25 protein-coding genes, 1 tRNA gene and 1 riboswitch are annotated in these 26,094 nt (G+C 56.8%); of the genes, 14 read left to right on the top strand and 12 right to left on the bottom strand.

The window, feature by feature from the left end:
• Window positions 1-136: 136 nt before the first annotated feature.
• Window positions 137-1,063, top strand: a complete 927-nt coding sequence (locus A6F49_RS09145; RefSeq protein WP_043058177.1) for an alpha/beta fold hydrolase — start codon at window positions 137-139, stop codon at window positions 1,061-1,063.
• A gap of 9 nt (window positions 1,064-1,072) precedes the next feature.
• Here A6F49_RS09145 and A6F49_RS09140 read toward each other — a convergent pair whose 3' ends face one another.
• Window positions 1,073-1,786: a TetR/AcrR family transcriptional regulator gene (locus A6F49_RS09140; protein WP_043058176.1), complete on the bottom strand. Its 714-nt coding sequence runs from the start codon at window positions 1,784-1,786 to the stop codon at window positions 1,073-1,075.
• Between the two features lie 123 nt (window positions 1,787-1,909).
• On the opposite strand from A6F49_RS09140, the gene A6F49_RS09135 reads away from it, so the two are divergent.
• Window positions 1,910-2,875: an NAD-dependent epimerase/dehydratase family protein gene (locus A6F49_RS09135; RefSeq protein WP_043058175.1), complete on the top strand. Its 966-nt coding sequence runs from the start codon at window positions 1,910-1,912 to the stop codon at window positions 2,873-2,875.
• A 36-nt stretch (window positions 2,876-2,911) separates the two neighbouring features.
• The gene (locus A6F49_RS09130; protein WP_043058174.1) at window positions 2,912-3,619 is read left to right on the top strand and encodes a M50 family metallopeptidase; all 708 of its coding nucleotides are present in this window, start codon (window positions 2,912-2,914) and stop codon (window positions 3,617-3,619) included.
• Window positions 3,620-3,673: 54 nt separating this feature from the next.
• Here the strand turns inward: A6F49_RS09130 and A6F49_RS09125 are convergent, their stop codons facing one another.
• The 3 genes from A6F49_RS09125 to A6F49_RS09115 all read right to left on the bottom strand — a co-directional run bounded on the left by A6F49_RS09125 (window position 3,674) and on the right by A6F49_RS09115 (window position 5,662).
• Window positions 3,674-4,243 carry a hypothetical protein gene (locus A6F49_RS09125; RefSeq protein WP_150119442.1) on the bottom strand — a complete coding sequence of 190 codons (570 nt, stop codon included), beginning with the start codon at window positions 4,241-4,243 and terminating at the stop codon, window positions 3,674-3,676.
• A gap of 417 nt (window positions 4,244-4,660) precedes the next feature.
• Window positions 4,661-5,383 (bottom strand): DNA methyltransferase, encoded by a 723-nt coding sequence (locus tag A6F49_RS09120; protein WP_043058172.1) that lies wholly within the window; start codon window positions 5,381-5,383, stop codon window positions 4,661-4,663.
• Window positions 5,384-5,589: 206 nt separating this feature from the next.
• Window positions 5,590-5,662: transfer RNA gene (locus A6F49_RS09115), tRNA-Lys, on the bottom strand.
• Between the two features lie 143 nt (window positions 5,663-5,805).
• On the opposite strand from A6F49_RS09115, the gene A6F49_RS09110 reads away from it, so the two are divergent.
• From A6F49_RS09110 to A6F49_RS09100, 3 genes are read left to right on the top strand one after another with little or no spacing between them, the layout of a single operon-like run.
• Entirely contained in the window at window positions 5,806-6,486 is a 681-nt protein-coding gene (locus tag A6F49_RS09110) for a hypothetical protein (RefSeq protein ID WP_235604936.1), read from the top strand.
• 41 nt (window positions 6,487-6,527) lie between these two features.
• Entirely contained in the window at window positions 6,528-7,154 is a 627-nt protein-coding gene (locus A6F49_RS09105) for a hypothetical protein (protein WP_043058170.1), read from the top strand.
• On the top strand, window positions 7,155-8,168 hold the full coding sequence (locus A6F49_RS09100; RefSeq protein WP_043058169.1) for an inorganic phosphate transporter: 1,014 nt from the start codon (window positions 7,155-7,157) through the stop codon (window positions 8,166-8,168).
• A 1,007-nt stretch (window positions 8,169-9,175) separates the two neighbouring features.
• Here the strand turns inward: A6F49_RS09100 and pstB are convergent.
• The 4 genes from pstB to A6F49_RS09080 all read right to left on the bottom strand — a co-directional run bounded on the left by pstB (window position 9,176) and on the right by A6F49_RS09080 (window position 13,381).
• Window positions 9,176-9,955: a phosphate ABC transporter ATP-binding protein PstB gene (pstB, locus tag A6F49_RS09095; protein ID WP_043058168.1), complete on the bottom strand. Its 780-nt coding sequence runs from the start codon at window positions 9,953-9,955 to the stop codon at window positions 9,176-9,178.
• 38 nt (window positions 9,956-9,993) lie between these two features.
• On the bottom strand, window positions 9,994-11,139 hold the full coding sequence (gene pstA, locus A6F49_RS09090; protein WP_043058241.1) for a phosphate ABC transporter permease PstA: 1,146 nt from the start codon (window positions 11,137-11,139) through the stop codon (window positions 9,994-9,996).
• Between the two features lie 83 nt (window positions 11,140-11,222).
• Entirely contained in the window at window positions 11,223-12,221 is a 999-nt protein-coding gene (gene pstC, locus A6F49_RS09085) for a phosphate ABC transporter permease subunit PstC (protein ID WP_082911696.1), read from the bottom strand.
• Window positions 12,222-12,283: 62 nt separating this feature from the next.
• On the bottom strand, window positions 12,284-13,381 hold the full coding sequence (locus tag A6F49_RS09080) for a phosphate ABC transporter substrate-binding protein PstS (protein ID WP_043058166.1): 1,098 nt from the start codon (window positions 13,379-13,381) through the stop codon (window positions 12,284-12,286).
• A 193-nt stretch (window positions 13,382-13,574) separates the two neighbouring features.
• Between A6F49_RS09080 and A6F49_RS09075 the strand changes: the two genes are divergently transcribed.
• Window positions 13,575-14,747, top strand: coding sequence for an FUSC family protein (locus A6F49_RS09075; RefSeq protein WP_043058165.1), 1,173 nt, complete (start codon window positions 13,575-13,577; stop codon window positions 14,745-14,747).
• Between the two features lie 39 nt (window positions 14,748-14,786).
• Window positions 14,787-16,256, top strand: a complete 1,470-nt coding sequence (radA, locus tag A6F49_RS09070) for a DNA repair protein RadA (RefSeq protein ID WP_067605725.1) — start codon at window positions 14,787-14,789, stop codon at window positions 16,254-16,256.
• Here the strand turns inward: radA and A6F49_RS09065 are convergent.
• Complete coding sequence (locus A6F49_RS09065; protein WP_150119441.1) at window positions 16,253-16,900, bottom strand: hypothetical protein; 648 nt, start codon at window positions 16,898-16,900, stop codon at window positions 16,253-16,255. The genes radA and A6F49_RS09065 overlap by 4 nt on opposite strands.
• A gap of 57 nt (window positions 16,901-16,957) precedes the next feature.
• Here A6F49_RS09065 and A6F49_RS09060 point away from each other — a divergent pair, with 57 nt between their 5' ends.
• Window positions 16,958-17,908, top strand: a complete 951-nt coding sequence (locus tag A6F49_RS09060; protein WP_201120279.1) for an A/G-specific adenine glycosylase — start codon at window positions 16,958-16,960, stop codon at window positions 17,906-17,908.
• A gap of 2 nt (window positions 17,909-17,910) precedes the next feature.
• Here the strand turns inward: A6F49_RS09060 and A6F49_RS09055 are convergent, their stop codons facing one another.
• Window positions 17,911-18,369: a MarR family winged helix-turn-helix transcriptional regulator gene (locus A6F49_RS09055; protein WP_150119440.1), complete on the bottom strand. Its 459-nt coding sequence runs from the start codon at window positions 18,367-18,369 to the stop codon at window positions 17,911-17,913.
• A gap of 131 nt (window positions 18,370-18,500) precedes the next feature.
• Here A6F49_RS09055 and A6F49_RS09050 point away from each other — a divergent pair, with 131 nt between their 5' ends.
• Window positions 18,501-21,698, top strand: coding sequence for an efflux RND transporter permease subunit (locus tag A6F49_RS09050; protein ID WP_043058161.1), 3,198 nt, complete (start codon window positions 18,501-18,503; stop codon window positions 21,696-21,698).
• A gap of 87 nt (window positions 21,699-21,785) precedes the next feature.
• Here A6F49_RS09050 and A6F49_RS09045 read toward each other — a convergent pair whose 3' ends face one another.
• A complete protein-coding gene (locus A6F49_RS09045; protein ID WP_043058160.1) occupies window positions 21,786-22,301 on the bottom strand; it encodes an amino-acid N-acetyltransferase in 516 nt (171 codons plus the stop codon).
• A gap of 151 nt (window positions 22,302-22,452) precedes the next feature.
• Here A6F49_RS09045 and A6F49_RS09040 point away from each other — a divergent pair, with 151 nt between their 5' ends.
• From A6F49_RS09040 to A6F49_RS09025, 4 genes are all read left to right on the top strand, one after another.
• Window positions 22,453-22,956 (top strand): low molecular weight protein-tyrosine-phosphatase, encoded by a 504-nt coding sequence (locus A6F49_RS09040; protein WP_043058159.1) that lies wholly within the window; start codon window positions 22,453-22,455, stop codon window positions 22,954-22,956.
• A complete protein-coding gene (locus A6F49_RS17730; RefSeq protein ID WP_052504910.1) occupies window positions 22,953-23,153 on the top strand; it encodes a hypothetical protein in 201 nt (66 codons plus the stop codon). The genes A6F49_RS09040 and A6F49_RS17730 overlap by 4 nt, the downstream gene beginning before the upstream one ends.
• A gap of 183 nt (window positions 23,154-23,336) precedes the next feature.
• Entirely contained in the window at window positions 23,337-23,768 is a 432-nt protein-coding gene (locus A6F49_RS17725; RefSeq protein ID WP_052504909.1) for a fructosamine kinase family protein, read from the top strand.
• A 7-nt stretch (window positions 23,769-23,775) separates the two neighbouring features.
• Window positions 23,776-24,564 carry an alpha/beta fold hydrolase gene (locus A6F49_RS09025; protein WP_043058158.1) on the top strand — a complete coding sequence of 263 codons (789 nt, stop codon included), beginning with the start codon at window positions 23,776-23,778 and terminating at the stop codon, window positions 24,562-24,564.
• A gap of 4 nt (window positions 24,565-24,568) precedes the next feature.
• Here the strand turns inward: A6F49_RS09025 and A6F49_RS09020 are convergent, their stop codons facing one another.
• Window positions 24,569-25,912, bottom strand: coding sequence for an NtaA/DmoA family FMN-dependent monooxygenase (locus A6F49_RS09020; RefSeq protein WP_052504908.1), 1,344 nt, complete (start codon window positions 25,910-25,912; stop codon window positions 24,569-24,571).
• Window positions 25,903-26,003, bottom strand: a riboswitch (TPP riboswitch). (Overlaps the previous gene by 10 nt.)
• Window positions 26,004-26,094 lie beyond the last annotated feature (91 nt).

Genomic DNA, 26,094 nt, shown 5'->3' with positions numbered 1-26,094 from the left:
CATCCTCAGTGCCTGGCCATTTTGACCTGTCATTCGGGCATCACGGCTTCCGGTGGTAGCGCTATTTAAAGTCGTTGACGACGCCGTCGACACGGGAATACTATAAAAGTAGTATTTGAGATTTAAGAGGCTCGTCATGGCCATTCCACAGGGTAAATCTATCCATCCGGCTGACACGAACGCCTGGTCGCCCCCACTGCCCGAGGCTGCCGGATTCGAACATTTCCTCGTTGACACCCCCGGATTACATACGCATGTGGCAGTCATCGGAGAAGGCGAACCGGTCATCATGTTGCACGGATTCCCGCAGCACTGGTGGCAGTGGCGCAACATTGCACCGGTCATCGCAGCCCAGGGATTTCAAGTCTTCTGCCCTGACCTGCGGGGCGCGGGATGGACGGTTGCTGATGACCCCTATATTGAACATCAGACCCGCATGCGCGATCTCTTAGGCTTGTTCAACGCACTGGGCATTGGCTCCGCGCATCTGATTTCACATGACATGGGCGTCATTAGTGCAATACAGCTCAGTTATGAATATCCCGCCCGTGTACGTTCAGCAATCCAATTGGCAGTGTTCCCGGCGTTTGCGAAATTCCATCCCAAGCTCGCCCCGGCATTCCAACACTTACCCGGCCTGATCTGGCACCGCCCAGGCGCTTCCCTTAGGGATACGTTCTCGGCCCGATACATGGCCCACCCCGTCTCAGATGACATCGCAGCAGCTTACCTGGCGCCACTGCAGCGCCCGCAAATCGATGCCGCAGTGAGACCACTGACTCGCAAAATGATCTTCCCCGAAGCGTTGCGCATCCTCCGCGGCACTTACCGTCGTCGTCGGCTCACCGTGCCAACACTGGTTGTCTACGGCAGGCAGGATCACCCCACCACCGAAGAACTCATGAAAACCATTTGCCCAAACCCAGACCGCTACGCTGATCACGTTGAATTCGCCTACCTCGACGACGCCGCGCATTTCATTACCGACGACGCTCCGCAGGCCGTGGCGAACCTTGCGGTGACATGGTTGCACCAGAGAACCGAGCACCAGGAAGCAGCCTGAGGCTACAAGCTATTCGGCGGACCCCACCAGTTGGTGGGCCAATTGGTCCACGATCGCCGCAAAGACTGGTGTAGTTTCGGAGGCCGAGCCTTGAAAATGGCCGCCGAGTTCCAAATTGATAAACCCGTGCACGCTCGACCAGGCCCACATCATTGCCGTGGCCACGCCCGCGGTCCCGGGACCTGAGGCATAGTGCTCCTCGAGCATGGCCCGCAGCGGCCGCAGCGCTGCCTCAGAGGCATCCACTGTCTGCCCGACTTGCAGATTTGGTTCAAGCTGCCCGTAGAGCGCGAGCACCGGATCATTGACTCGCCGCGCAGGATCAAGGGTGTCACTTGGCGCGGCATAACCGGCAATGGGCACCCCGTAGATCAACGCCCAATCGTAAGGATGCTCCAGCGCCCACGCTCGCAACGTGGAGGCCCACGTACTGAACTGCACCGTCGGGTCAGCCTTAGCCTGCGAGCACGCCGTGGCAACCGTATCGGCAAGGGTCGTGAAACTGTCCAAGATGAGTCGTGTGATGAGCTCATCGCGACTGGCAACGTACCGGTAGATCGCCGATGAGACGACACCCAGTTCACGTGCAATCGCTCGCAAGGACAATTGTGCTGGGCCAACCGTGGTGAGTTGTTTTCGGGCGGCATCTAAAATGCGTCGCTGCATCTCATCGTGGGCAATCGCTCGTGCCGTGCGACCGGGTTTAGATTCTGAGTCAGCCATGGTTCCATTATGAACAAAAAGATCGCCGGTCACAATTGTGAGCACCGCTCTTGAATCTCATGCTTTGAGGTGCCATACTGTACTTCGAGAGCAGCGCTCTCCATTCGTTTTCAAGGAGTTCCCATGACGATTCCACCCCCATCAGCTGCTACCAAACACGTCGTCATTGGCGCAGGTCCCGCAGGGCGGGCAACCGCCAAATACCTGCAAGCTCAAGGCCACCACGTCATCCTGGCAAGCCGTACAGGGACCGGGCACGAGGTCGCCGGAGTTCATCGCGTACCACTCGATGCCACCGACAGTAACGCCCTGACCGCTCTCGTTGACGGTGCCGCAGCCATGTATAACTGCATGAATCCCACCGCGTACACCCGATGGGCACAAGAATGGCCACCCCTGCACCGAGCGCTTATGCACACTGCCCGAGCCACCGGCACAGTACTGGTCACCCTTTCGAATCTCTATATGTACGGGCCAATGCGCCATCACGCGCCCATTACTCCTGACACCGCAGAGGAGCCACAGGACACCAAAGGCGACATCCGTGGCCGAATGGATCGTGAGACCCTCCAAGCCCATCAATCCGGCGCACTGCGGGCGGTGGTCGTGCGCGCGTCAGACTTCATCGGCCCCGAACTTGGCGACAATGGCCACGCAACACGAAACATCCCGACCATTGCTGCTGGTCGCACCGTTCGCGTCATCGGCAGCGCAGACCAACCACACTCTTGGACCAATATCGACGACGTCGCAGCAATCTTGGCCACCGTGGCTGCGCGCGACGACGCCCATGGCCGTATCTGGTTCGCACCCACCAATCCGCCGGTGACCCAGCGAGAACTCACCGGCGACCTTGCCCGAGCACTGAACCGGCCGGTGCCAAAAGTTACCGCAATGCCACAGCCGCTGTTGAGACTGTTAGCCAAAGTCAGTCCAATGCTGCGCGAACTACACTCAATTTCCTATCAGTTCGCCAACCCCTGGGTCATCGATTCCTCGGCAACCACCCAGGCCCTAGGTCTGCACCCCACGGATTGGGAGACGATAATCCAGCAGGCTGCCCACGGCAATCTGCCACAGTCTTCCTAGGCGTTATTGTCAGGTGCTTCTGCTATATGTGGGTGGGTGCTACTTGAGATATGGGACCGTGCCACCAGCGTCCAACAGCCCCTGCCACAACTGTGGGTATTAATCATTGGCGCCATCGCGCTCGTGGTGACCTGGTCGCCGCTGGGCTACCGACTTGTCCGACACTTAGCTACGCTGCTCCACGAAGCCGGCCACGCGATCGTTTCTGTGCTGGTCGGGCGCAAACTGCGTGGCATCCGACTGCACTCTGACACTTCAGGTCTTACGCTTTCGCGCGGCAAACCCACCGGCCCCGGCATGATCGCCACCCTGCTGGCCGGGTATCCTGCCCCAGCCGTCGTCGGCTTGGCCGGAGCATGGCTGCTTGGCCAAGGCTTTGCCGCAGGAACCCTGTGGGCACTAGTTTTACTGTGCGCCTTGATGTTGCTGTTTATCCGCAACTTCTACGGCCTGTGGGTCGTACTGGTCACCGGCGTTGGCGTCGCCGCCCTGAGCTGGCTTGCCTCGGGCACCGTGATTTCCATTGCCGCCTACGTGATGGTGTGGGGGCTCCTCTTCATCGCACCGCGCGCCGTCGTAGATCTACAACGCAGCCGACGACGCAAGCGCGGTCGCAGCGATAGCGACGCCGATCAGCTGGCGCGACTCACCCGAATGCCAGCTGGCTTGTGGGTTGGCATCTTCTGGCTGATCACCGCGGCGTGCCTCGTAGCCGGTGGCTGGCTGTTGTTAACCACTGGCTAATCTGCTGAACAACGTGACCCAGCGCGACCCTCTTACATCAATGATGCACTACTTTTACTCAAATAGACCCAGCGGATCAGCATTACACTCCCGGAACGCCGTCTCGCCAGTGATCACGTCGTGAAACGGGAAATCTGCGGCAGGACCGTCGTCGGCATAGTCGCTAGCGCTATATGATGCGTCGACGACACCCTTGCGCACCAGGCAGTCCGCCATGATGGTGTCCTCATCCAGGTTCTGTGGATTGCGACGTATCCACGAATGCAGCGCACCGATGGCGGCCTCGCCCGAGATCTCCGAACACTCATCCATCTGCTCATCCACGGAGGCAGGATCCTGAGCTGTTGATGTGTCGAATTGAAGACTTCCATCAGGCTCAAAGATGATGTCGGTATGCCCGTACTCCGTGAGACATTGGGTAAACCTTTCACGGGTTTCCGCGAGTTCTTCGTCAGTGATCTTTCCATCGGCGAGCACAGAATGAACAAAATCCGAATCAGTGTATCGATATTCGGCAGTAAATTCTGAGGCCCACGGACCTTCGAACTCCGGAGTCTCATCGGCCTTAGCTAAGCCGCTTGCAGTGTCGTCAGCACATCCCGACAACACGATGGACGAAAGCAATAGACCCGTAAGCGCGAGACCAGTCCAAGACCTTAACCAAAACCGCACGTCACTCATCATTTCTCTTGAGCCGACTCAGATGTTTCTGGGAGCATATCCCGCGGCGCAAACTAAAGCTAGGCCCCCCACAACAAGGCTGCAGCAATCTTCGTAGAATTAAGGTCACAGGAGGGTTGTATCCTCCTCGCCCAGGACCCGTGAGATGTCCTTGTGGCATGTGGTGATTCGTCATCGCTATGACCGAATAAAAGCTGTTTCGGTCGGTGCCTTAGACGACGCCATCAAATGGGCTAGCCGGTCCCCTGCGACCCAGTGGAGCCCGATAGAAATCCGTCCTGGCGCAACCTATGTAGTTGAGGGGAATGGACGATGTAGCCGCCGACAACGGCGATCTTGCCCTGGCCGAAGACGCCAGTTTTATGAAGGCCGGTGAAACACGAGCAGTGCATCAGCGATTAGATCATGCGGATAGCGGTCCCATCGGATCTCGGTAATGCCAACTAGGCTGAGATGTTCCGCGAGCGCTCGTGCACAGTCTGCGATTAATTGCGTGGTCTTTCCTCGGTAATGAATATCGGCTACGTTCCACACAACATAACCACCGGGAGCAATGAGCCGTGCACACTGAGCGGCTACAAGCCCTAGCTCTCGCAAGTACCGGGCGTAGTCGCCGTCGTTATCCTCATATCCCGTCAGCGGGTCGGAGGGGTGATGTTCGGCTGTCATATAGGGCGGTGAAGTCAAGATCAGATCGATGTTCGAACCGGACCATTCCGGTGCCGCATCGCCAAGGGTTTTCAGCAGCTGGCGTGCATCACCCTGAAGAATTCGAGCACTCGGCACGCGGCCAGTCAGATAGGCCACCCGATCCGGCAACAGCTCCATGCCAACCGCTTGGCGGCCCAGTGCCACAGCACGATCCAGTGTGGTGCCAAACCCTGCAAATGGGTCTAGGACGACGTCGCCCGGTGTGGTGCACCGTTCAATAATGTGATCCACAATGGCTGGAAGCATATGCACGTCTTCATCAGCACCAAGGGGACGCTCAGCAATGAATGCAGTATGTGATGCGAACAGTTCCGGATCCAGTGGAGAAGTTTTTGATCCGCCGCCGTTTGAGGCAGCGTGAGAGTGCGTCATTCTTTGCAGTGTAGCCGGTGGCCTGCGTTTAGAGGCTGCCGCATCGATAAGATCTGCCACCAATATTGGGTCGTCCAGGTGTGGCAAGTGCGCGGCGCCGTTATAGCTAGCGGGCAGACCCCCATCCGGGAGTCACCGGGAAAACACAAAACCCGCCAGGATATTTATCTGGCGGGTTTTGCATGCTAGCAACCAACTAGCGGTTGTGGGCCCTGCGGGGATCGAACCCGCGACCTGCGGATTAAAAGTCCGATGCTCTACCAACTGAGCTAAAGGCCCACGGTCCGTTTAGGACCGATAAATGATTGTAGCCTATTTTGCTACGGAACAAAAATCGGTCGAGAGACTGTTATTTAGGGGTACAACTGCCTTAGGCTGTCGAGGGTACGTGTCGATCACCCAAGATGACCCAAGGAGTACGTTTGAGCTTTCAGCGGGGCAGTTCCGCCGGTATTCAGTATCATCGTCCGAAGTTAATGCCGCTCGAAGATTTTGAGCATCATTCGGGCGGTATCGATCCTGCCGAAGTATTTTCAGCTGCCCAGATCATCGCTGCCAAGCTTGTCGCAACCGGGCAAGATCCCGATGCCGATGACGCGACCGTCGACTGGCTCGTGGATCTGGTCGACGACGTCGGCCTCGACACGATGGCCCGCATGTGGGCCAATGCGCCCGCCGTAACCTACGGTGGCGCCCTGTGGCGTCTGTACGCCCTCCAGCAAGCCACCCAGCGCGATGGTGACCGGTGGGCCGCCTGGTACCGCGCCGGATACGAGGCATATGTTTCCCGAGTGATCGCCGGCGCCGCCGAACCTCCGCAGGCTAAAGATTTGCAAACTTTGATCACCAAGATTCTTACCGGGGTATATGCTGGCGACTTCGCGATCGCGTTAGAACGCGGTGGCGCCTATGCCCGAGTGATTGCTGCAGGCCAGCATCAACATGCTGAACAGATCGAAGATCACCATCCTGCAGCAGCTGCCGCTCTTGAACAGCGGTCGACGAAATTACAGCGCACGGCAACTGAACTGGAGCTCTGCGCGGCGGCCTGGCGTCAAGGACGCTTGGAGACGGAATCCGCCGAGCGACGTCCTACAAATTAACCCGACCTCGTGTTAACTTTCGGTGTGTAAAGTAACCAATCATGAAGCTGTCTGTAACGCGCCTATTTTCTGCTGATGAATCAGGCGCGACCCACGTTCGAACGCTTGCCAAACTCTTAGTGGAATCCGTAGATCTCGTGACGCAAATGTTCGGAGCATCTCCAGAAACGGGTACCGCGCTCGACGCGCAGCTTGATAATCTCAACGCGCAGGCCTCAAAAACCCAGACCACTATGCTCACCGCGCTGCGCAGCACATATTTGACCCCGCTGCCTCGCGAAGACCTCTACCTGCTCGGCACTTGGATTAATCGCGCCGTCGAAGCAGTAGCTATTACCGGGACCATTATCCACGCAACCCGCCAGTACCGTCTACCGGCTCGTGCCGGTGATGTTCTCGAAATTCTGACACGTCAAACAGATCTGGTGTTGGACACGACCAGCCAGCTTAACTCCCCTGACGAGTTGGAAAGTACCTGGATGCACCTGGAGCGCCTCACCCATCAAGCACAACGGGCTCTAGTGACCTGGCGGCTGACCGACGCCGATGAACTGTTGGCACGACATTATTACCGACAACAAGAAGTTGCCCGATCCCTGGAAGCCACCTTTTTGACCCTGCGGGAATTCTCGACCCAGTTAGGACGAATCCTGGTGCGTGATTCCTAAGTGGGAACCCTCATCCTGCTTGCGGCAGTCTTTGTGTTGACCGCAGCATTTAGCTTCGTGGTGGCCGGACGCGACACCCCTAACGCCGTGGCATTACCCATTGCCTCTGGAGCACTCACCCCGATGACCGCGCTGTGGATGACAGCGGTCATGCGTATGGTCGGAGCCATCATGGGTGTTAGTACCATCCAGTTTTTTGCCGCAGAATTTGTCGAACTCGTTCCGTTGGATGACAGCGGCCTGACGATTGCTGCGGTGGGTGTTGCGATCGCACTGGCGTGGGCCATCTATACCTGGTGGAAAGGCGTTGCCGTATCCTCATCCCATGCATTGACAGCTTCCATTACCGGGGGCGCCCTGGCCGTATCGCTGATCGATACTAACCACCTGGTCCTGACAGACCTCTCCCCCGTTGCCATAGGTATCGGGATTTCGTTGGTAGCCTCACCCATTTTGGCAGTTCTTGTGGCCTGGGTCTTGGCAATTCCGGTCACCTGGTTCTGTAAAGACACCGCGCCCCACCGGGTCGGATACAGTTCCCGTGGCACCCTGGCAATCACTGCCGCCGCCAACGCTCTAGGGCACGGCGTGCAATACGGTCAGCGCATTTACATCGTGTTATTGATGGCAATAGCCGCCGCGGGAGCGGACACCATCCCTTTGTGGATGGTGTCCTCAGGCGTTGTGGTGCTACTGGGATTAGGAACGTTTATCAACGCTTGGCGGGTCAACTACACGCTCACCCGCCGGATCAGTGTGCTTGACCCTCTGCATTCGGCTATCGCATCAAGTACCTCAGCGATTCTGCTACTTGTGGGATCATTCATGTTGCATGTCCCGCTATCGTCTTCATTGACCACGGTCGCATCGATTACCGGCGCTGGCACAGCCCAAAACAGCGGCTCTGTGCGCTGGGCACAGGTGGTGCGATTGATGATGTATTTCGTCACGACTGTGATAATTTGCGCCGTCGCAAGCTTTGCTACGTTGAGTTTAGTGCTGCTGTTTATTTGAATTCAGCTAGAATTCAGCACGCTTCAAATAAGCACGTCGTCGTGATTGCGGTGGTGCTGTAGGGATAACTAGGTCCATCTCGACTAAGCGCCTCATCACTGGGCGCAGTGAGCTTACTGCCCTTCTAGTTCTTCTGCTATCTCGCGGATTGTTTTCTGTTCAGTCTTGCGGACTCCCAACGCAGTGATTCTTATGCAGGGGTACGCTCACTGTTACAAGGCTGGGGTATCTCTACACAATGACGCTCTCAATTTAGGCAGTGAGGTTATCAGTTCATACACTGACCTCGTCACTTTACACAGTGAAGACGTCAGTTTATACAGTGAGGTCATCACTTTATTCAGTGAGGCGCTCAGTTTATAGAGTGAAGACCCAAATTTATCGAGTGAGGATTCAACTTGATAAAGGGGTAACGCAGGTCGCGGAGCGTTCAAACCTCCCCTGAGAGGCGGATCGATCACGAATGTATGTCAACACAAGATACACCCTACGGTGCACATAAAATCTGCAATGAACCACTCACTACAGCTGACGGCGGGGATTTATACCCGTGACTTCTTGGCCTCCAGTGGCGGCGTATCTTCGACTTCGTGCTGCTGGTCGAGGTCCCATTGCAAGCCAGCTGTCTTATACCGCGAGTTACCCAAAAGGTCAATGAAAACGGCGAAATGACGCGGAATTGACCGCCACGTGAACGTCTCTTGCTTATCCCGCCGATAGCCAGATAGAGTGACTTACAGATGTCGGGTTGCGGTACCCCCGGGCTCCAAATCATTAGCCGCTTCGAGCGGCCACACGCCGTGAGGCGTGCCCGGCCCGACATCGTAAGTTTGAGCATCCCGGCCTGTTTCGCAGGCCGGGATTTCGCATTCCGCGGCAATTCAGTCGATGAATTCCACTACGCCAGCGGGTCTGGAATATGCCGTGTGACGCCACTGTCTTAAACCACCGGTGCGGCGAGGTTCTCGATCAAAGAATCTCGCCGCACCGTGAACTGCTGGTGTGATTTAGCCGAAGCGCCCAGAAATGTAGGCTTCGGTCTGCTCGTTGGATGGGTTGTTGAAGATGGTGGTGGTGTCGTCGTATTCGATGAGCATGCCTGGTTCGCCGATGGCCTGCAGGTTGAAGAATGCGGTCTTATCAGCCACACGTGCAGCCTGCTGCATGTTGTGGGTGACGATGACCACGGTGTAGTCCTCTTTCAATTCGTGAATGAGGTCTTCAATCGCCAGGGTTGAGATTGGGTCAAGCGCCGATGCTGGCTCGTCCATGAGGATCACTTCTGGCTCGATGGCAATCGTGCGGGCGATGCACAGGCGCTGCTGCTGACCACCCGACAGGCCACCGCCTGGACGATCCAGGCGGTCTTTGACTTCGTTCCACAGGTTGGCACCGGTCAGGGAGCGTTCTAGGATCGCTTCAGACTCTGATTTCGACAGGCGGATGCCGTTGAGCTGGTAACCGGCCAACACGTTTTCACGGATCGACATGGTGGGAAAAGGGTTAGGTCGCTGGAAAACCATACCCACGGTTGAGCGGACACGAACCGGATCGACGTCGGAGGAGTTGATGTTTTCGTCGTCCAACAGGATCTGACCTTCGGCGCGAGCACCCGGGGTGACTTCGTGCATGCGGTTCAGTGTGCGCAGGAAAGTGGTTTTGCCACAGCCGGATGGGCCGATGAAGGCGGTTACGGAACGTGGCGCAATTTTGATATTGACGTCTTTGACGGCCAAGAAATCGCCGTAGTAGCAATTGAGATCGATAGCTTCGATACTTTTTGCCATGAGAATTTTTCCTTTGAGTTTGAGTCCGAGATCCGAGCTTATTTGCCGGTCTTGGGTGCGAAGTATTTAGCGATTGCACGGGCGGCGAGGTTCAAGCCCATCACGATGACGATCAGCACCAGGGCACCTGCCCAGGCACGTGCCATTGATGGGTCGCCCGCAGCCGGTGCGGTTGGGTTGACCAACTGGCGGTAGATGTACACCGGCAGTGCGGTCATCCACTCGGAGAATGGGTTCCAGTTGGTCGTGGCTGCATAGCCTGCGGTTACCAGGATCGGTGCGGTTTCACCGGTTACACGGGCAATAGCCAGGGTCACACCGGAGGCGATACCCGACATTGCGGTTGGCAGTACGACCTTCATAATGGTGCGCCATTTGCGCACACCCAGGGCGTAGGATGCTTCGCGCAGTTCGTCGGCGACGACGGAGAGCATTTCTTCAGTCGAGCGGACGACAACCGGGATCATCAACACGCTCAGTGCTAGTGCTGCCGCAAAGCCGGTTTTGACCGATTGCAGCGCCTGTGGTGAATCACCGACGATCAGTTCGATGAGCAAGCTCAGACCAGCAAATGCGAATAGACCGGCAACGATTGATGGGATGCCGGTCATGACGTCGACGAAGAAGCGGATTGCGCGGGAGAAGGCGTTGCGGTTTGCGTATTCGACCAGGTAGATCGAGGCGAACAGGCCGACCGGAATCGAAATGACACTGGCAAGAATCGTGATCATCACGGTACCGACCAGGCCGTGCAGAATACCACCCTGCAGTGGCGCGCTTTCGGTCTGGGTGGCGATGTCGTCTGCACCCACCACGCCCTGCATGTCTGTGGTCAATAGCCCTGGGTGGGCTATCAGTGTGGGTAGACCTTCGGACACCACAGACCAGATGACGGAGATCAGTGGGACTAGCGCAATGAGGAATGCCGACCAGATCAGGTGACGCCAGAATTCGTCCATGGCTTTGAGTCGATCTTCCATGATCCGACTGGCAACATACATCGATGCGATGTATAGCAAGCCCGCGATGAGGACGAAGCCAATGATGCTGAAGGATTCAAACAGCAGCATGGTCACGATGGCCGAAACCACCACCGAGCCAGCAGCTGCAACCATCCAGGTCCAGGAAGGTTTCCGGTTGGCGGTCAGGGAATCCAACCGGGATTTGTTAGTTTTTGGCGTCATCTCTTTTGGTTTCTTCTCGCCGTTCGGGTCCTGTGATGGCGGGACCGGGGTCTCAACTTCGGTACGCGAATGGATTTGGGAGCTCATGACAAACCCTCAGCTTTCTTCGCGTGACTGTTGACGATCGCCCTGGCGATGACGTTGACGATCAGGGTGATCACAAACAGCATCAGTCCCGCTGCAATCAGTTCGGACTGTCGTTGACCGAAGGCTTCTGGGAAGTTCAGTGCAATTTCTGACGGAATCGTTGCGTTGGCGCCCGAGGTGAGCAGCGACCAGGAGAAACCACCTGGGGACAGCACCATGGTCACGGCCATGGTTTCACCCAGTGCGCGTCCAAGGGCGAGCATGATGGAGGAGATGATGCCGGCGCGAGCGAATGGGAAAACGGTCATTTTGATCATTTCCCATCGAGTCGCGCCAAGGCCAAGTGCTGCTTCTTCTTGCAGGTGTGGCACCTGGAGGAAGATTTCGCGACAGAGAGCCGTCATGATCGGCAAGACCATGACGGCAAGAACGACGCCGGAGGTCATGATGGTTCGACCGGTGGTCGATGGGTCACCGGCGAACAGTGGAATGAATCCTAAGTTATCGTGCAACCACTGATACAGGGGCACCATGAGCGGTGCAAGTACGAGCATGCCCCAGGCACCGTAGACAACGGATGGGATAGCGGCCAGCAGGTCGATGATGTACCCGATGGTGTTGGCGAAGCGACGTGGCGCGTAGTGGCTAATGAACAGTGAAACGCCCATGGCGATTGGGGTAGCCAGTAAGAGTGCGATGGCGGAGACGATGACCGTTCCCGCCATGAGTGGCCAAACATAAGACCAGAAATCGATAGCCTCGTCAGCACCCGGACCGAAAGTATCGGGAGCAATGGCCGGCAGGGATCGCATCAGCAGGAAGAGGGCCACGAAAGCAAGCACGACCAGTATGATCACACCGCCGGTCCACGACATGCCTTTGAAGACTTTATCCCCCACCGCGGAAGTGGTATTACGCGCTGGTGACTTGGTGCGCGGGGATGTGGTTGTCACGTTGTACTCCTGTAACGTTTTATGATTAAAAGTGTCTTTCATGCCAATACCACCGCTTGTGGTGCCAAGCGGTGGTATCAGCTACTGAAAGCTAATTTCCTGGCTTAGCCAGCAACAGTAATCGCATCGATGCGCTCGGTGGCTTCGCTGCGAATGGTCTCCGAGATTGGGGCGTTACCGGCTGATTCTTCAGCAGCGGTCTGACCGTCTTCGGAGATGACGTAGTTACCGAAGGCCTTGACCTGGTTTACCATTTCTTCGTTGTCGTAGGTGTCACAGAAGATGTGGTACGAGATCATGACGATTGGGTAGACGCCTTCTTCTTCGGTGCTGCGATCTAGGATGCGAGCACCTTCAGATTCTGGGTCTTCTTCGGCGGTTTCAACGGCTGAAGCTGCAGCTTCAGCTGAGTATTCGACGTAGTCTTCACCAACACCAACTGCAACGGTGGACAGGCCACCGATCTGGGAGGCGTCAGCGTAGGTGATGGCACCATCGGTGTCGGTGGTCAAAGAAACTACACCGGAAGTCTGCTGTGCGGATTCACCGGTGAGTTCTTCTGGCCATGCGTCGGCGGCTTCCCAGGTCCAGACATCGCTGGCTGCACCGTTGAGGTAGTCGGTGAAGTTTTCGGTGGTACCGGAGTCATCGGAGCGGTGAACAACGGTGATATCGGTTGCTGGCAGTTCTACGCCTTCGTTCTGCTCAGCGATTTCTGCATCATCCCAGGAGGTGATTTCGCCAGCGAATACCTTGGCGATGGTGTCTGGGTTCATGTTTAGGGTGTCGACACCTTCCAGGTTGAAGGCCACAGCAACTGGTGAGATGTAGGACGGTACGTGGAATGCGTTACCGGAACCGCATGCCTGCTCTTGTTCTTCGGCATCCATTGCGGAGTCAGAGCCTGCGAAAGTGTACTGGCCTGCGATGAAGCCTTCACGACCGGAGCCGGAGCCAACTGGGTCGTATTGAACGGTCAGATCTGGGTGAACTTCGGTGACACCGGCGGTCCAAGCAGTCATGGCGGCTTCCTGGGATGAAGCGCCACCACCGATCAGAGTGCCCGATACTTCAGCCGACGCCTGTTCACCGGAATCGCCACCGGCGTTTTCATCAGCAGAGTCGTCAGACGAGCAAGCTGCCAGAGCCAGAGCGGCTACGGATGCGATAGCAGCTGAGCGGTAAAAACGAGAAAACTTCACTGGTGTTTTCCTCTTTCGAGATTGTTGTGAGTCAGTACGTTGGGCCAGATGAATTTTTGGCTTGGTGGCCCGACTAATCACAGAAGCTACGCAGGCTAGGTAACCTGCTGGCTGTCGAAAGATTAACGGAGGGTTAACGTTTATTAGCACCGCGTTTTTTCGACATTTTTAATCCACCTCGTAGGATAAGAGCATGGCTGAACGCATGCATACAACCCCGTTACCGGTAACCCCGGAACCTAAGGGTTGGCAGAAGGTCAAAAAATTCCTCTCCTCCAGATTCCGGTCGGGTGCTTGGCGCGCTCGAAAAGCACTTATTCCTGCGGCAACATCGGCCATTGCTGCGGTAGCAGCATATGCTTTCGCAGCCATAGTTTTCGGTCATAGCGAGCCGTACTTCGCGGCGACGTCAGCATTAATTTCCCTAGGTTTTGGGCGCGATCCCCACATTCGCAAGGCCCTAGAGGTAGCAATCGGTGTGACATTAGGCATACTGGTGGGTGATGCTTTACAAGCCCTGCTCGGACAGGGCTACTGGCAAGGCGTCATCGTGGTTTTTGTCACGATTCTCCTCGCTCGTTTCATTGATTCCGGAGTCATCTTCACCACCCAGATGTCCATCCAAGCGGTGTTGGTGGTGCTGTTGCCCATCCCCGTAGAGGGGCCACTGAGCCGTTCCGTGGATGCCGTTATCGGCGGGGTCATCGCTATTGCGATCACCATGCTGACGCCGGTGTCATTTCGAAAAGAAGCTGTCGCGGGTATGCGCGAATTGTTCACTTCCATCACCGGAACGCTGCGAGAATTATCCAGTGCTTTGGAAGAACAGGACTCCCGCAGCGGTTGGGTAGCGCTCATTGAGGCGCGCGGTCTGCAGTCTAAGATTGATTCGGTTCGTGCAGAGATCTCGCAGGCCGATCAGACTGCCACCTACTCCCCTACGCAACGTTCAACCCGTCAAGATCTTCAAGAAATGTCGCGCACCTTGGAAAAGACGGACCTTGCAGTCCGTTCGCTACGCATCATTGCTCGGCGAGTGATTACTGTGATCGATGAATTTGATACCAGGAGCCCGAAAGGCGACGATCTGGAACGTATGTCCGTATGGTTTTCTGACGCCGCTGATGCGGTAGGTATTCTGGGACGTTCTGTTGCTGAACCAGTGGCGCCGGGACGACACCGGTCGTTATCGGTGGCGCGAAATGCGTTGGGGGCGGCAACCACAAAACTTACCCCGCGCAATTTGGGAGCCCACACCCTGCACGGTGAGGCGTTAGTGATGATGTGCCGACCGATGATGGTCGATTTCATTGAGGCCACCGGCTCGGATCATCACGAAGCGTCCAGCTATCTGCCCAACGTATAGTTTCTTTATCGTGTCCGTGCCGGCGAGTAGGCTAGCGGCATGGCGAAATCAAAGACCAAACTGGCCTATAAGTGTTCCGAATGCGGTTGGATGACCGCAAAATGGACGGGACGCTGTGGCGAATGCCAAGCCTGGGGCACCATTGAAGAAGCCGGAGTCACCCCGGCCACCACACGCACCCCGGCAGCTCAAGTGACCGTGGATGAGTTGGCCCAGCCCATCACCGAAGTTGATGCCTCTCACGCCGAGAGTTTTCCCACCGGGGTCTCAGAATTCGACCGTGTGCTCGGCTCGGGCCTGGTCCCGGGTGCTGTCATTCTGCTGGCCGGCGAGCCAGGTATCGGCAAATCCACAATGGCCCTGGATATCGCCGGGCATGTTGCCGCAACCCGAACCACCGATGGCAAACAGCGCAAAACGTTGTATCTGACCGGTGAAGAATCTGCCGCCCAAGTTCGGGTGCGGGCCGAACGCATCGGTACGCTGAACAAAAACCTGATGCTGGGTGCAGAAACGGATCTTGGTCAGGTGTTAGGGCAGATCGAACAGATTCTGCCAGACTTTATGGTCATCGACTCGGTACAGACCATCCAATCATCGGCCATTGACGGCACGCCAGGCGGTCGAATGCAGATCCAAGAGGTTACCGCCAGCATCATCCGGTTGGCCAAACGCCACAATATCGCCACCATTCTGGTTGGGCACGTGACCAAAGAGGGCAGCATTGCCGGACCGCGCACCATGGAACACCTCGTCGACGTCGTCTGCCAATTCCACGGTGACCGCCACTCGCAGCTGCGCTTTATTCGCTCGGTCAAAAACCGTTACGGCTCCACCGACGAGGTCGGCTGTTTTTCAATGCGCGACTCCGGCATTGAATCAATCGATGACCCCTCCGGGCTGTTTATCAACACGTTTGCCACGCCGGCACCCGGTACGGCGATCACCGTGGCAATGGATGGGCATCGACCACTGATGACCGAAGTCCAGGCGCTGGTCTCCACCAGCGGCGGCGGTTCACCGCGACGCGTGGTGACGGGGCTGGTCCAATCCCGGCTCAATACGGTCGTGGCCATCTTGTCGCGGCATTTCAAAATCGATATGACCAATCAGGACGTGTATGCTTCCACGGTCGGAGGTATTACCGTTCACGAACCGGCCGCCGACTTATCCCTGGCTGCTGCCATCTTGTCGTCGCGCAGTGACACCCCACTACCGCGCAGCACGGTGGTAATCGGCGAGATTTCACTGGCCGGCGAGCTGCGCCCGGTAACCGGTATGGAACGTCGTCTCAAAGAGGCCTTCCGGCTGGGATTCAAACACGCCATCGTGCCAAAAGAAGACGAGCTGACCACTCCGCAAGGCATGCGTGTGGTCCAAACCGATTCGCTGGGTGATGCGATGACCGCAATCTTCGACCCAGCTTTTCGGCCACCACCGCGGCCGTCAGCCGGTCAGAAACTCGCCGACGTCATCAAGCTCAGTCCCGACGACGTATGGGATAATTAGTCTTCTTCGAGTTCGAACGTGACCGGTTCGGCCTCGCGCTCCCCCATCGCGACAACCAACTGATATTCACCGGGTTCAACCTCGTCGATGATCGTCTCGCAGTCCTCATCGGTGCCAACGCGTTCCCACTCGAAAGTGACCTCTTCGGACTGGCCCGGTTCCATCTCCACGATCTGCTCCTGCGGATCAACCTGGCAGGCGCGCGTGGAGAACACGAATTCACCATCAGCATCCTCGACCACAAAACTCTGCTGATCTGAGCCCAGGGAGGCATCACACAGCACATCGCCATCATGAGTAACCGTCAGCGTAAACTCCGGGATCTCATCGGGACCATATGAATCCTGATCGGTGCCACCGGTAACCGTGAGCATCTGTGGATCACACGCATCAGCACTCTGCTCGTCGTCATGCTCCTCGGATTCTTCCGGCGACGGCGAGGCGGTTTCAGTGACCGTGGGCTGCGGAGTGGCCTGATCATCGTCATCGGGCAAGAACAAACCGATCAAAGCCCAGATGCCCCAACCGATCAGGGCAAGAAGAATTAACAAAATAATGACCGCCACGATGCGCCGACGGCGCAAAATATGCGGTGGAATCTTGCGGGGACGTGGCTGCTGCGGGGGAAGTTGCTGATCAGACATAATCCCAAGTTTAGCCATGGACACTGGCAAATATCGCCTGGCACTACCATGGTGTCTATGTCATCTGCCACCGACCAACTCAACGACACCCACTTACACCAGGTGCGTACCCGCATTCTCGACTGGTACGCGCAAAACGCCCGAAAACTGCCCTGGAGACAACCAGACACCACCGCCTGGGGCGTGCTGGTCTCCGAGGTGATGCTGCAACAAACCCAAGTTGCGCGAGTGTGGGAGCCCTGGCTGGCCTGGATGCAGCGCTGGCCAGGTCCGGCCGAACTGGCCGCGGCTGAACCGGCCGATGTGTTGATCATGTGGGGGCGGCTGGGCTACCCGCGCCGGGCACTGCGGCTGCACGAAACGGCCAAAGCGGTGGTCGAACATCATGACGGCGTGCTGCCCGCCGATCCCGAAAAACTCTTAGCACTGCCGGGCATTGGGGAATACACGGCGGCCGCTGTCTCCTCATTTGCGTTTGGGATTCCCGAAGTGGTGATTGATACCAACGTGCGCCGGGTGCACGCCCGAATTTTTACCGGCGACGGCGCCGCCGCCCCGAGCCTAACCGCGGCTGAACGCCGACTGGCCGCCACGCTGATGCCCGAGACAACAACGGAACACGGTGTTGCCCAAGCCAATACCTGGAATGTGGCCACCATGGAGCTAGGCGCGCTGATTTGTACTGCACGGGCACCCAAGTGCCAAGAATGTCCGGTATTGGATCAGTGCGCCTGGGTTGCGGCCGGCAAGCCAGAGCCTACGACCGTTGCCAAGACCCAGTCGTGGAATGGGTCAGACCGGCAGGTGCGCGGGGCGATTATGGGTGTGCTGCGCGCTCAAGGGGCCATCGACGTCGTACATTTACAGGCCACCGTGGAGGCAACAGGCCGACTGGGCCGACATGTTCCCGAAGATACGCAGTGGAATCGTGCACTCAACGGATTAGTTGCTGATGGGCTAGCAACACTGAAGCATGAGGTTCTGGCGTTGCCTGGCACCGAAAATTGAGATTATTCGCTACGCTGCATAACTTTGGCTACCGCACGGACACCCTGCACCAGAGCAGCCAAATCTTCTACAGCCAACTTCTCAAGCTGAGCATATTCAAGCTCCTGATTAGAACTGATCAGCTTGCGAATCGTTTCACGACCTAATGACGTGGCCAGTACCCGGCGGACTCGTTGATCATGTGGGTCAGGAACGCGCTCGACCATGTGTTGGGTTTCCAACCGCTCCACAATCCCCGACATGGTAGCCAAGGAAACATCCAAAATCTTTGCCAACTGACGGATCGAGCTACCATCCGGTTCGACCACTAAAATACTCAAGACTTTGACCTGTTGCATAGTCAAGCGCAGCGACAACATTGATTCAATAACCTGTGGGATCACGGAAGCTTCTAGCTCATGGCGCAGTTGGGTGAGTTCCGCCATGAGTCTGTTGCGGTGCATATCCTGGGTAGTTTCCACACCTTGAGACTACCCAATGTTGGATGAAAACTGTCAGTTCGCAATTTACATAGCCTCAAGCTAAGCTTTACCTTGGCTCGGGTCGCTTCTGCTACCTGTGTATTGTTTCCCCCAATCTCGGTGGTGTTGTTTTGACTCGTTTTGCACGCTTTAGTCTGGCGAACCGCGCACTGGTTGCGCTGCTGACTTTATTTATCGCCGTCGCTGGTTTGTTCTCGATGACCCAGCTAAAACAAGAGCTGATCCCCTCCATTGAATTACCCCAGATCAGCGTCATCACGGTTGTTCCCGGTGCCAGCCCTGAGGTCGTGGACGAGCAGGTCAGTGAACCTATTTCACAGGCCGTGGGCGAACTGGCCGACGTTGAGCAGGTGATCGCGGATTCCTCACCGAATATGTCGATGATCACCATCGCTTATGAATACGGTATTGACGCCGATGAATTCAGTTCATCGGTGGACAGCGCACTGGAAGCGTTGAGCCTGCCAGATGACGCCGAACCAACCGTAATGGCCGGAAGCACCTCGGATATTCCAGTCATCTACCTCACGGCGTCATCTGCCGAACAAGATACGACTGAACTTTCAGCAACACTGACCGATACGGTGGTGCCCCGTTTTGAAAGCATCGAAGGCGTGCGTGCAGCCCAGACGAGTGGTGCCGCAACCCAGCGGATCGAAATCACCCCGGATCAACAAGCACTGGCCCAGCATGGTCTGACCTCGCAGTCGCTGAGTGATGCACTTGAACAAAATGGCATCACCATGCCATTGGGCAGTGTCAACAGCGACGACGCAACCCTCACCGTGGACGGCGGCACACCGATTGCCTCACTAGAAGACATCGAAACGCTCCCGCTGGCCGGCCAAACCCCACCGCAAGCTGGCCCGGGCATGGATCCCGCTACTCCCCTTGACCAGTTGGCTGCACCCGATGAATCAGCCCAGCAGAACGTAGTGGTCACGATTGCTGATGTGGCAGCGGTAGAACGGGTAACCGAAGAACAGACCTCCATCACCCGCATGAATGGTGCACAAGCCCTGTCGATCTCCATCACTGCGACGCAAGATGCTGACGTTGTGGCAGTGTCCCATGCGCTCAATGATGCGATGCAAGAACTGACTCAAGAAATCTCCGGACTGGATTTGACGGTGGTCTTTGACCAGGCGCCCTTCATTGAAGAGTCCATTCAGAACCTAGCGATCGAAGGCGCCCTGGGGCTACTCTTCGCCGTCGCAGTGATTCTGATTTTCCTGCTGTCTGTGCGTTCCACGCTGGTCACCGCGATATCGATTCCATTATCTGTACTGGTAACTTTCCTGGGGCTGAACTTGGGCGGGTACTCGCTCAATATGCTCACCCTAGGTGCCTTAACCATCGCCATCGGGCGGGTGGTTGACGACTCCATCGTGGTAATCGAAAACATTAAGCGACACCTTGCCTACGGTGAAGAAAAGATCCGCGCCATTTTGACCGCGGTACGTGAAGTCGCCGGTGCCATCACAGCGTCCACATTGACTACCGTGGCCGTTTTCCTTCCGATCGCGCTGGTTGGTGGCATGGTCGGCGAGCTCTTCTCGCCCTTTGCGCTGACCGTGACCATCGCGATGCTGTCGTCGCTGCTCGTAGCGCTGACCATTGTGCCGGTACTGTCCTATTGGTTTATCAAATCACCCCAGGGCGTCGCTGATCGTGAAGCAGTGCGCTTCGAAGCAGAAGAAAAGGAACGCCGCAGCCGTCTGCAGCGTTCGTATGTGCCAATTCTGCGCGGTACCCAGAAACGCCCGGTTCTTACCGTGGTGGCTTCCATTGTGCTGTTGGGCATTACCGTGGCCATGGTGCCGTTTATGAAAGTCGACTTTTTGGGTGATCCCGGCCAGAACATGGTCATGGTGAACCAAGAGTTTGAGCCCGGTTCCGATCTGGAAACCATATCCGAAGGTGCACAAACTGTCGAAGACGCGCTGGTGGGTATCGATGGTGTCGAAGACGTCATGCTCATGGCCGGAACCGGGGGCGGTGGTGACGCCGATATGGCGGCGATGATGGGCGGCTCTGGTGGTACGGCGACGTACATCGTCAACACAGATGTTTCAGCTGACCAGACGGCACTGCAAAACACCATCCGCACCCAATTAGAAGACCTGGAAGCTCCCGGGGAGATTTCATTGATGGACGCTGCAGCAATGGGCGGATTCGGTGGCTCCTTGGATGTCCAAGTACACAGTAATGACGAGGCAGATCTCGCCGAAGCCACCCAGCTTGTTTACGATGCACTAGAAGGCATCCCAGATGCTTCGGAGTTGTCCAGTGATTTGGCTCCGGAACAACCCACTGTTCACATTGCAGTCAACCGGACCGAAGCCATGGAGCACGGTTTCTCCGAGATGCAAGTTTTGGGAATGGTAGCTGGCATCCTGTCCCCGCAAAGCGTTGGATCTGTCACCATGGATGGCGAAGAGTTCAACATTTATGTGGAATCCGGCCCCGCCCCCGAGACTGTAAGCGACCTACGTGCGCTTGAGCTGCCCACCCAAACAGGTATGGTGCGCCTAGATGAATTAGCCGAGATTGACGAAGTCAAGGTTGCTACCTCAGTGTCACGCCAGGATGGTGATCTGGTAGCGACGGTCTCCTTGACCCCGGCCGAAGGCCAGCTTGGCCCGGTAACCGAAGCAGTCCAAGAACGTTTGGATGCCCTTGAGCTCCCGGCAGGCACGGAAGCTTCGGTAGGCGGGGTCGCCGAAATGCAACAGGAGTCCTTCGAACAGTTGGGCATTGCCATGCTGGTGGCAATTGCGATTGTCTTCCTGCTATTAGTCATGACCTTCCGGTCACTGATGCAGCCGCTGATCTTGCTGGTTTCCATCCCATTTGCAGCAACCGGTGCACTGGCGCTGCTGCTGGTCACGGGCCGTCCAATGGGCATTTCAGCACTGATCGGTATGCTGATGCTCATCGGTATTGTGGTGACCAACGCGATTGTGCTGATCGACCTGATCAATCAGTACCGGGTACAGGGGCAGAGTCTCAATGAAGCCATCTTCAATGGGGCCAGACAGCGACTTCGCCCCATTCTGATGACCGCGCTCGCTACGATCTTCGCGTTGATCCCGATGGCCTTTGGTTTCACCGGATCTAGCGGTTTCATCAGTCAGGACTTAGCCATAGTCGTGATCGGTGGGCTGGTTTCTTCTACTGCCCTGACCCTGGTGTTGATTCCAGCACTGTACTTGCTGTTTGAAAAAGGGCAAGAAAAACGACGAGTAGCCAAGGGCAAACCACGCTACGGCGAGGCCTTGGAGTCAGGCTACGTCATCGAAGAATAATGCACGCCAGCAGGTGTAGACCGGTGGATCAGTGCCGGTCTACACCTGATGGTGTTGCAGAAGTGGCGCCTATTGCTTCAATGCGCCTCAGCGGCGGTTGTCCAGATCAATAATCATCCGAGTATTCCCCAGGGTGTTGGGTTTGACTCGTGCCAGATCCAAAAATTCGGCCACACCCTCATCGGTTGAGCGCAGTAACTGGTTGAATACGTCGGGATCCAGCACGGTTTGATCTTCCATGATTTCAAAACCGTGGCGTTGGAAAAATGATGTCTCAAACGTCAAACAAAAAACATGTTGGACACCTAGAGCTGCTGCCTTTTCAAGCAGCGCGTTGAGGACAACACCACCGACACCACGGCCCTGATGTTCATCAGCAGTAGCTAGAGTGCGAACCTCGGCCAAATGCTCCCACATCACGTGTAGCGCACCAAACCCCAGGATCTCGTCGTCGTCATTTTCCGCAACGAGGAACTCTTGGACTGCCTCATAGTAGGCGACCTTGTCTTTATCCAACAGCACGCGCTCAGTTGCAAGTGGTTGGACCATTGAGCGAATGATCGGTACGTCTGGTGTCCGGGCCGGGCGGATGCGAATGTCCATTTAACCAACTGTACTGTCTGGGCATATTTGACAGCGAATCAGCCCAAAAACACTCCGTTGATAGCTCAATTCGACTCAACAACTACGCTGGTTGCCGACATCTGTCCACATAGATGGCACAACGCAGCAATTTGTCCGCACAATGGTGGGTATGAAGATTCTGACTGTTTGTCTTGGAAATATCTGCCGCTCCCCTGCCGCTGAATCTGTGCTGATCCACGAGTTATCCAAAGCTGGCATCGACGCCGAAGTACGGTCTGCAGGTACAGCCGACTATCACATTGGAAAAGACGCCCACCATTTGACTCGGAAAGTCGGCACCGAACGTGGGTATGAGTTCGTCTCGGTGGCGGACCAAATCACCGCGCAACATATTGACGAAGTCGACCTGGTGCTTGCCATGGATGACTCCAACCTGGAAAACATCCTCGCTCTGACCCACAACGGTGACCAGCGCGCCAAGATCGTACGTTTTGGTGCCTTCGGGTCCACCGTCGAGGCTGATGGCATTGCCAACGTGCCCGATCCGTATGGCTATCCAGAGGACGCTTTCATCGCCATGTATGACCAAATTGAAGACGCCGCGCGTGGGCTAGTCCAAGCGGTTCAAGAGAACAGTCTCGAAACCGTCCTGCAGCGCTACGGCGGCAAATGAGCCGAACCGGTAGCACCTCGATCATTCGCCTTGACGATGGCACTGCTGCTTTCCGCAAGGCACTGACCGGCGCGCCCGAAGGATTCTTTGCCTTTGAGGCCGCCGGGCTACAAGCCCTGGGCGCACTGGGTGCCAGAGTGCCCAGGGTCTTTGAGGTGACCGACGACCAGCTGGTTCTTGAACTCATTGACACCTAAGGGCCTGGACGAACAACCACCGATGCAGAGGCCGAGTTCGGTCAGGAACTGGCACAGCTTCATTTGGCCGGTCAGCGCTCGGCTGCACCGGGGCAGCAATTCGGCACGCTCGATGGTGTTGCCCACTGGTTTTTAGGTGCCGCACCGATCGATCTGCAACCGGCGTCCACATTATATGAGTAGTTGGTCCTCAACCGGATCCTGCCGCTAACACAGCAGGCGATAAGCACCGGACTCCTGGCAGCTGAGGCTGCGCAACTCGCAAGTGCCATTCGACCGCACCATCTTGGCCCTGAAGAGCCCCCGACCGTGGTGCACGGAGATCTCTGGGCCGGAAATCGCATGATTGATGCCGCGGGCGTTAATTGGCTCGTCGATCCCTCGTGTCATTGGGGCCATCGCGAACAAGACATCGCCATGATGCACCTATTTGGTGGTTTCGGTCCTGCCGTGATGAGAAATTACGAACAGATTTTCCCATTAGCAGCCGGCTGGCAACAACGTATCCCGGTTTTCCAACTGGTGCCACTGTTAGTTCACGTGTTGTTATTCGGCTCGGGATACGCTGCATCGACAATGCAAGCACTCCACGCCACCGTTTCTGATCGTTCCTAGGAGCACCATGACCCCCGACGCCGCAGAATACCTAGAAGTCAGTTTTGTTGATTCCCAAGATGACCACGGTAGCAATGAGGTGATCGTCTTGGTCCACGGCACTGGTGGAACCACCGACACGCACTACACCCATCTGTATCCGATGCTGGCTCAGCACCATCGCGTCGTCGGGGTGGACTGGACTGACCCAGACACAGAAACGTTGGAGACCCAGCAGCTGGTGGATCAGGTTCTCGGAGTCATCGAGCAATTACAATTGCACGAGCATCGAATCACTCTGGTCGGCTATTCGCTCGGGGCTGTCGTTGCATCTCTGGTTGCCGCACAACAGCCGCAACTGATCAGCAACCTGGTACTTATTGCCGGGTGGGTGAAAACCGATAACCAGCAGCTGCTGCGAAACCACCTGTCGGCACATCTTGCTGCGACAGATCCTGAAGCACTGGCACAATTTGATGTACTGGCAGCGTTCAGCGGCACCTACCTTGCCTCCATGTCGGATGAGCAGGTGGGTCGCATCGTGTCCAATATGCAGTCCACAACCGTCTTTGGGGCCAAGCAGATGGAGCTGAACCGGAGCATTAGCATCGCCGGGGTGCTGGGTCGTATCTCGGCTCATACCCTGGTCGTTGGTTGCGAACAGGACATCATGGTGCCGATCCGCCATCAGCTGCAGCTTGCCGAAGCGATCGCCGATGCTGAGTTTGTCTCCATCGACGCAGGGCACGCCGTCGTATTTGAACGTCCGGCCGAACTCGCCGACCACATCCTGACAGTGGTGGCCGACGCGTTGTAGTCAGTTATCGGGCCAGGGAGTTTTGCGGCTCGACACTTGGTGCACCGGGTGACTTCGTGGCTTCGTTGAGCAGGCGAATGACCGGTGCGAAATCGCTAAACGAGTCCGGGACGACGGTGCCCATAATCATGAACCCATCGGTTGCCCCGTGATCAACGAGATCTAGCATCTGCTGGGCAACGGACTCGGCGGTACCTACCAACAGCGGCTTAAACTGTGCAATGGCGCCTAAAACGGCGAGTTCTCCGACCGTTGAGGCACCGTCCTGGACGATTTCGGCAACAATATTTTCAAAGCCTTCTGCTCCGGTTGCCCCACGCTGGGCCGCCAGGAAGTCTGCCGCCGAGTCATCCAGCGCCCAATCGTTCGGATCAGCTCGAAACAACGTGGCAAGATCCTGCCACGACTCTGCCGGTTCAATCAGGTCTTGGAGTTCCTGGAGTTTATTCTCGGCTGCGGTTTGAGTTTCTGCAACGATTGGTTGCACGCCCATCAGCGTGGTGATGGTGTTGGGGTCGCGGCCCGCTTGAGCGGCCCGGGCACGCAAATCTGCACGGACCTGTTGGGCCTGGGCGCCATTTGCGGCCACCATGAACGTGGCATCGGCCCACCGGGCAGCGAAATCCAAGCCAGTGGGTGAAGCCCCTGCTTGTAATAGCATCGGCCGGTACCCCTCAACGTCACCGGGTAAGGTCAGCGGACCAACGCCGTCACCAGTTGGTTGAATGCGTGTTGGATCGGCGAACCTGCCGGTTTCGGTATCCATCCACAGGGCTTCGTCGGGGAAGGATTGCCACAGCTCCAGTACTTCCTGTGTCACCCGATCCGCCTTGCGGTAGCGGTCAGCTTTGGGTTCCAGGCGCGGTAAGCCCATGTTTTGCGCCTCATAATCATAAACCGAGGTCACGATATTCCATGCCGCACGGCCACCCGACAGCTGGTGCAGGGTCGCGATTCTTCGGGCAATGTCGTAGGCCGGCACGAACGATGTCGACAGTGTGCACCCTAAACGCAGTTGCGTGGTCACCGCGGCGACTGTGGACATGACCGTGATCGGGTCCAAGTAAATGCCGCCCTTGGCACCCACCGAGATGACCGCGTCCGTGGTGCCATCGTGGCCACGTGCCATTGCCATTGCATCCGGCACGAACAGCATGTCGTAGCCGTCGGCTTCTAATTGACGCCCGAGGTCTGTCCAGAAGCTGGTGCGTAACCAGTCGGTTCTATTGCCAGGGTGCCGCCAGGCGCCCGCAAATTGAAACAGCGGCGGAAAGATCATTGCCGCACAGGGAATAGTTGACGCAAATGGTTGCGCGATCGAGTCAGTGGTGTGGGTAGGTGAAGTCATGAAGCCCTTCCTCCGCCGGCATGATCCGGATCAGGTATTCGGGTCTGCGCGGTGCGCACTCTCAGCCGTGACGGCTCCCCGGGGAATGTGGTGTATCTACTGTACGCCACCCGGTTGTCCTTCTGACATGTATTGCGGCGTCCTTGGACTTTGGCACAGACGACAACGCCGGCACCCTCACA

The sequence above is a fragment of the Enteractinococcus helveticum genome, from assembly GCF_001657475.1.
Lineage (GTDB): Bacteria > Actinomycetota > Actinomycetes > Actinomycetales > Micrococcaceae > Yaniella > Yaniella helvetica.
The sequence above is the reverse complement of the archived record's forward strand: the minus strand, read 5'-3'. Positions and strand labels throughout refer to the sequence as shown.

Excerpts from the sequence above, each read along its gene's own strand:
- A6F49_RS09145 (WP_043058177.1), top strand. The coding sequence starts at position 137 with ATGGCCATTCCACAGGGTAAATCTATCCATCCGGCTGACACGAACGCC.
- A6F49_RS09140 (WP_043058176.1), bottom strand. The coding sequence starts at position 1,786 with ATGGCTGACTCAGAATCTAAACCCGGTCGCACGGCACGAGCGATTGCC.
- A6F49_RS09135 (WP_043058175.1), top strand. The coding sequence starts at position 1,910 with ATGACGATTCCACCCCCATCAGCTGCTACCAAACACGTCGTCATTGGC.
- A6F49_RS09120 (WP_043058172.1), bottom strand. The coding sequence starts at position 5,383 with ATGACGCACTCTCACGCTGCCTCAAACGGCGGCGGATCAAAAACTTCT.
- A6F49_RS09105 (WP_043058170.1), top strand. The coding sequence starts at position 6,528 with ATGAAGCTGTCTGTAACGCGCCTATTTTCTGCTGATGAATCAGGCGCG.
- pstB (WP_043058168.1), bottom strand. The coding sequence starts at position 9,955 with ATGGCAAAAAGTATCGAAGCTATCGATCTCAATTGCTACTACGGCGAT.
- pstA (WP_043058241.1), bottom strand. The coding sequence starts at position 11,139 with ATGACGCCAAAAACTAACAAATCCCGGTTGGATTCCCTGACCGCCAAC.
- pstC (WP_082911696.1), bottom strand. The coding sequence starts at position 12,221 with ATGAAAGACACTTTTAATCATAAAACGTTACAGGAGTACAACGTGACA.
- A6F49_RS09075 (WP_043058165.1), top strand. The coding sequence starts at position 13,575 with ATGGCTGAACGCATGCATACAACCCCGTTACCGGTAACCCCGGAACCT.
- radA (WP_067605725.1), top strand. The coding sequence starts at position 14,787 with ATGGCGAAATCAAAGACCAAACTGGCCTATAAGTGTTCCGAATGCGGT.
- A6F49_RS09065 (WP_150119441.1), bottom strand. The coding sequence starts at position 16,900 with ATGTCTGATCAGCAACTTCCCCCGCAGCAGCCACGTCCCCGCAAGATT.
- A6F49_RS09060 (WP_201120279.1), top strand. The coding sequence starts at position 16,958 with ATGTCATCTGCCACCGACCAACTCAACGACACCCACTTACACCAGGTG.
- A6F49_RS09045 (WP_043058160.1), bottom strand. The coding sequence starts at position 22,301 with ATGGACATTCGCATCCGCCCGGCCCGGACACCAGACGTACCGATCATT.
- A6F49_RS09040 (WP_043058159.1), top strand. The coding sequence starts at position 22,453 with ATGAAGATTCTGACTGTTTGTCTTGGAAATATCTGCCGCTCCCCTGCC.
- A6F49_RS17730 (WP_052504910.1), top strand. The coding sequence starts at position 22,953 with ATGAGCCGAACCGGTAGCACCTCGATCATTCGCCTTGACGATGGCACT.
- A6F49_RS09025 (WP_043058158.1), top strand. The coding sequence starts at position 23,776 with ATGACCCCCGACGCCGCAGAATACCTAGAAGTCAGTTTTGTTGATTCC.
- A6F49_RS09020 (WP_052504908.1), bottom strand. The coding sequence starts at position 25,912 with ATGACTTCACCTACCCACACCACTGACTCGATCGCGCAACCATTTGCG.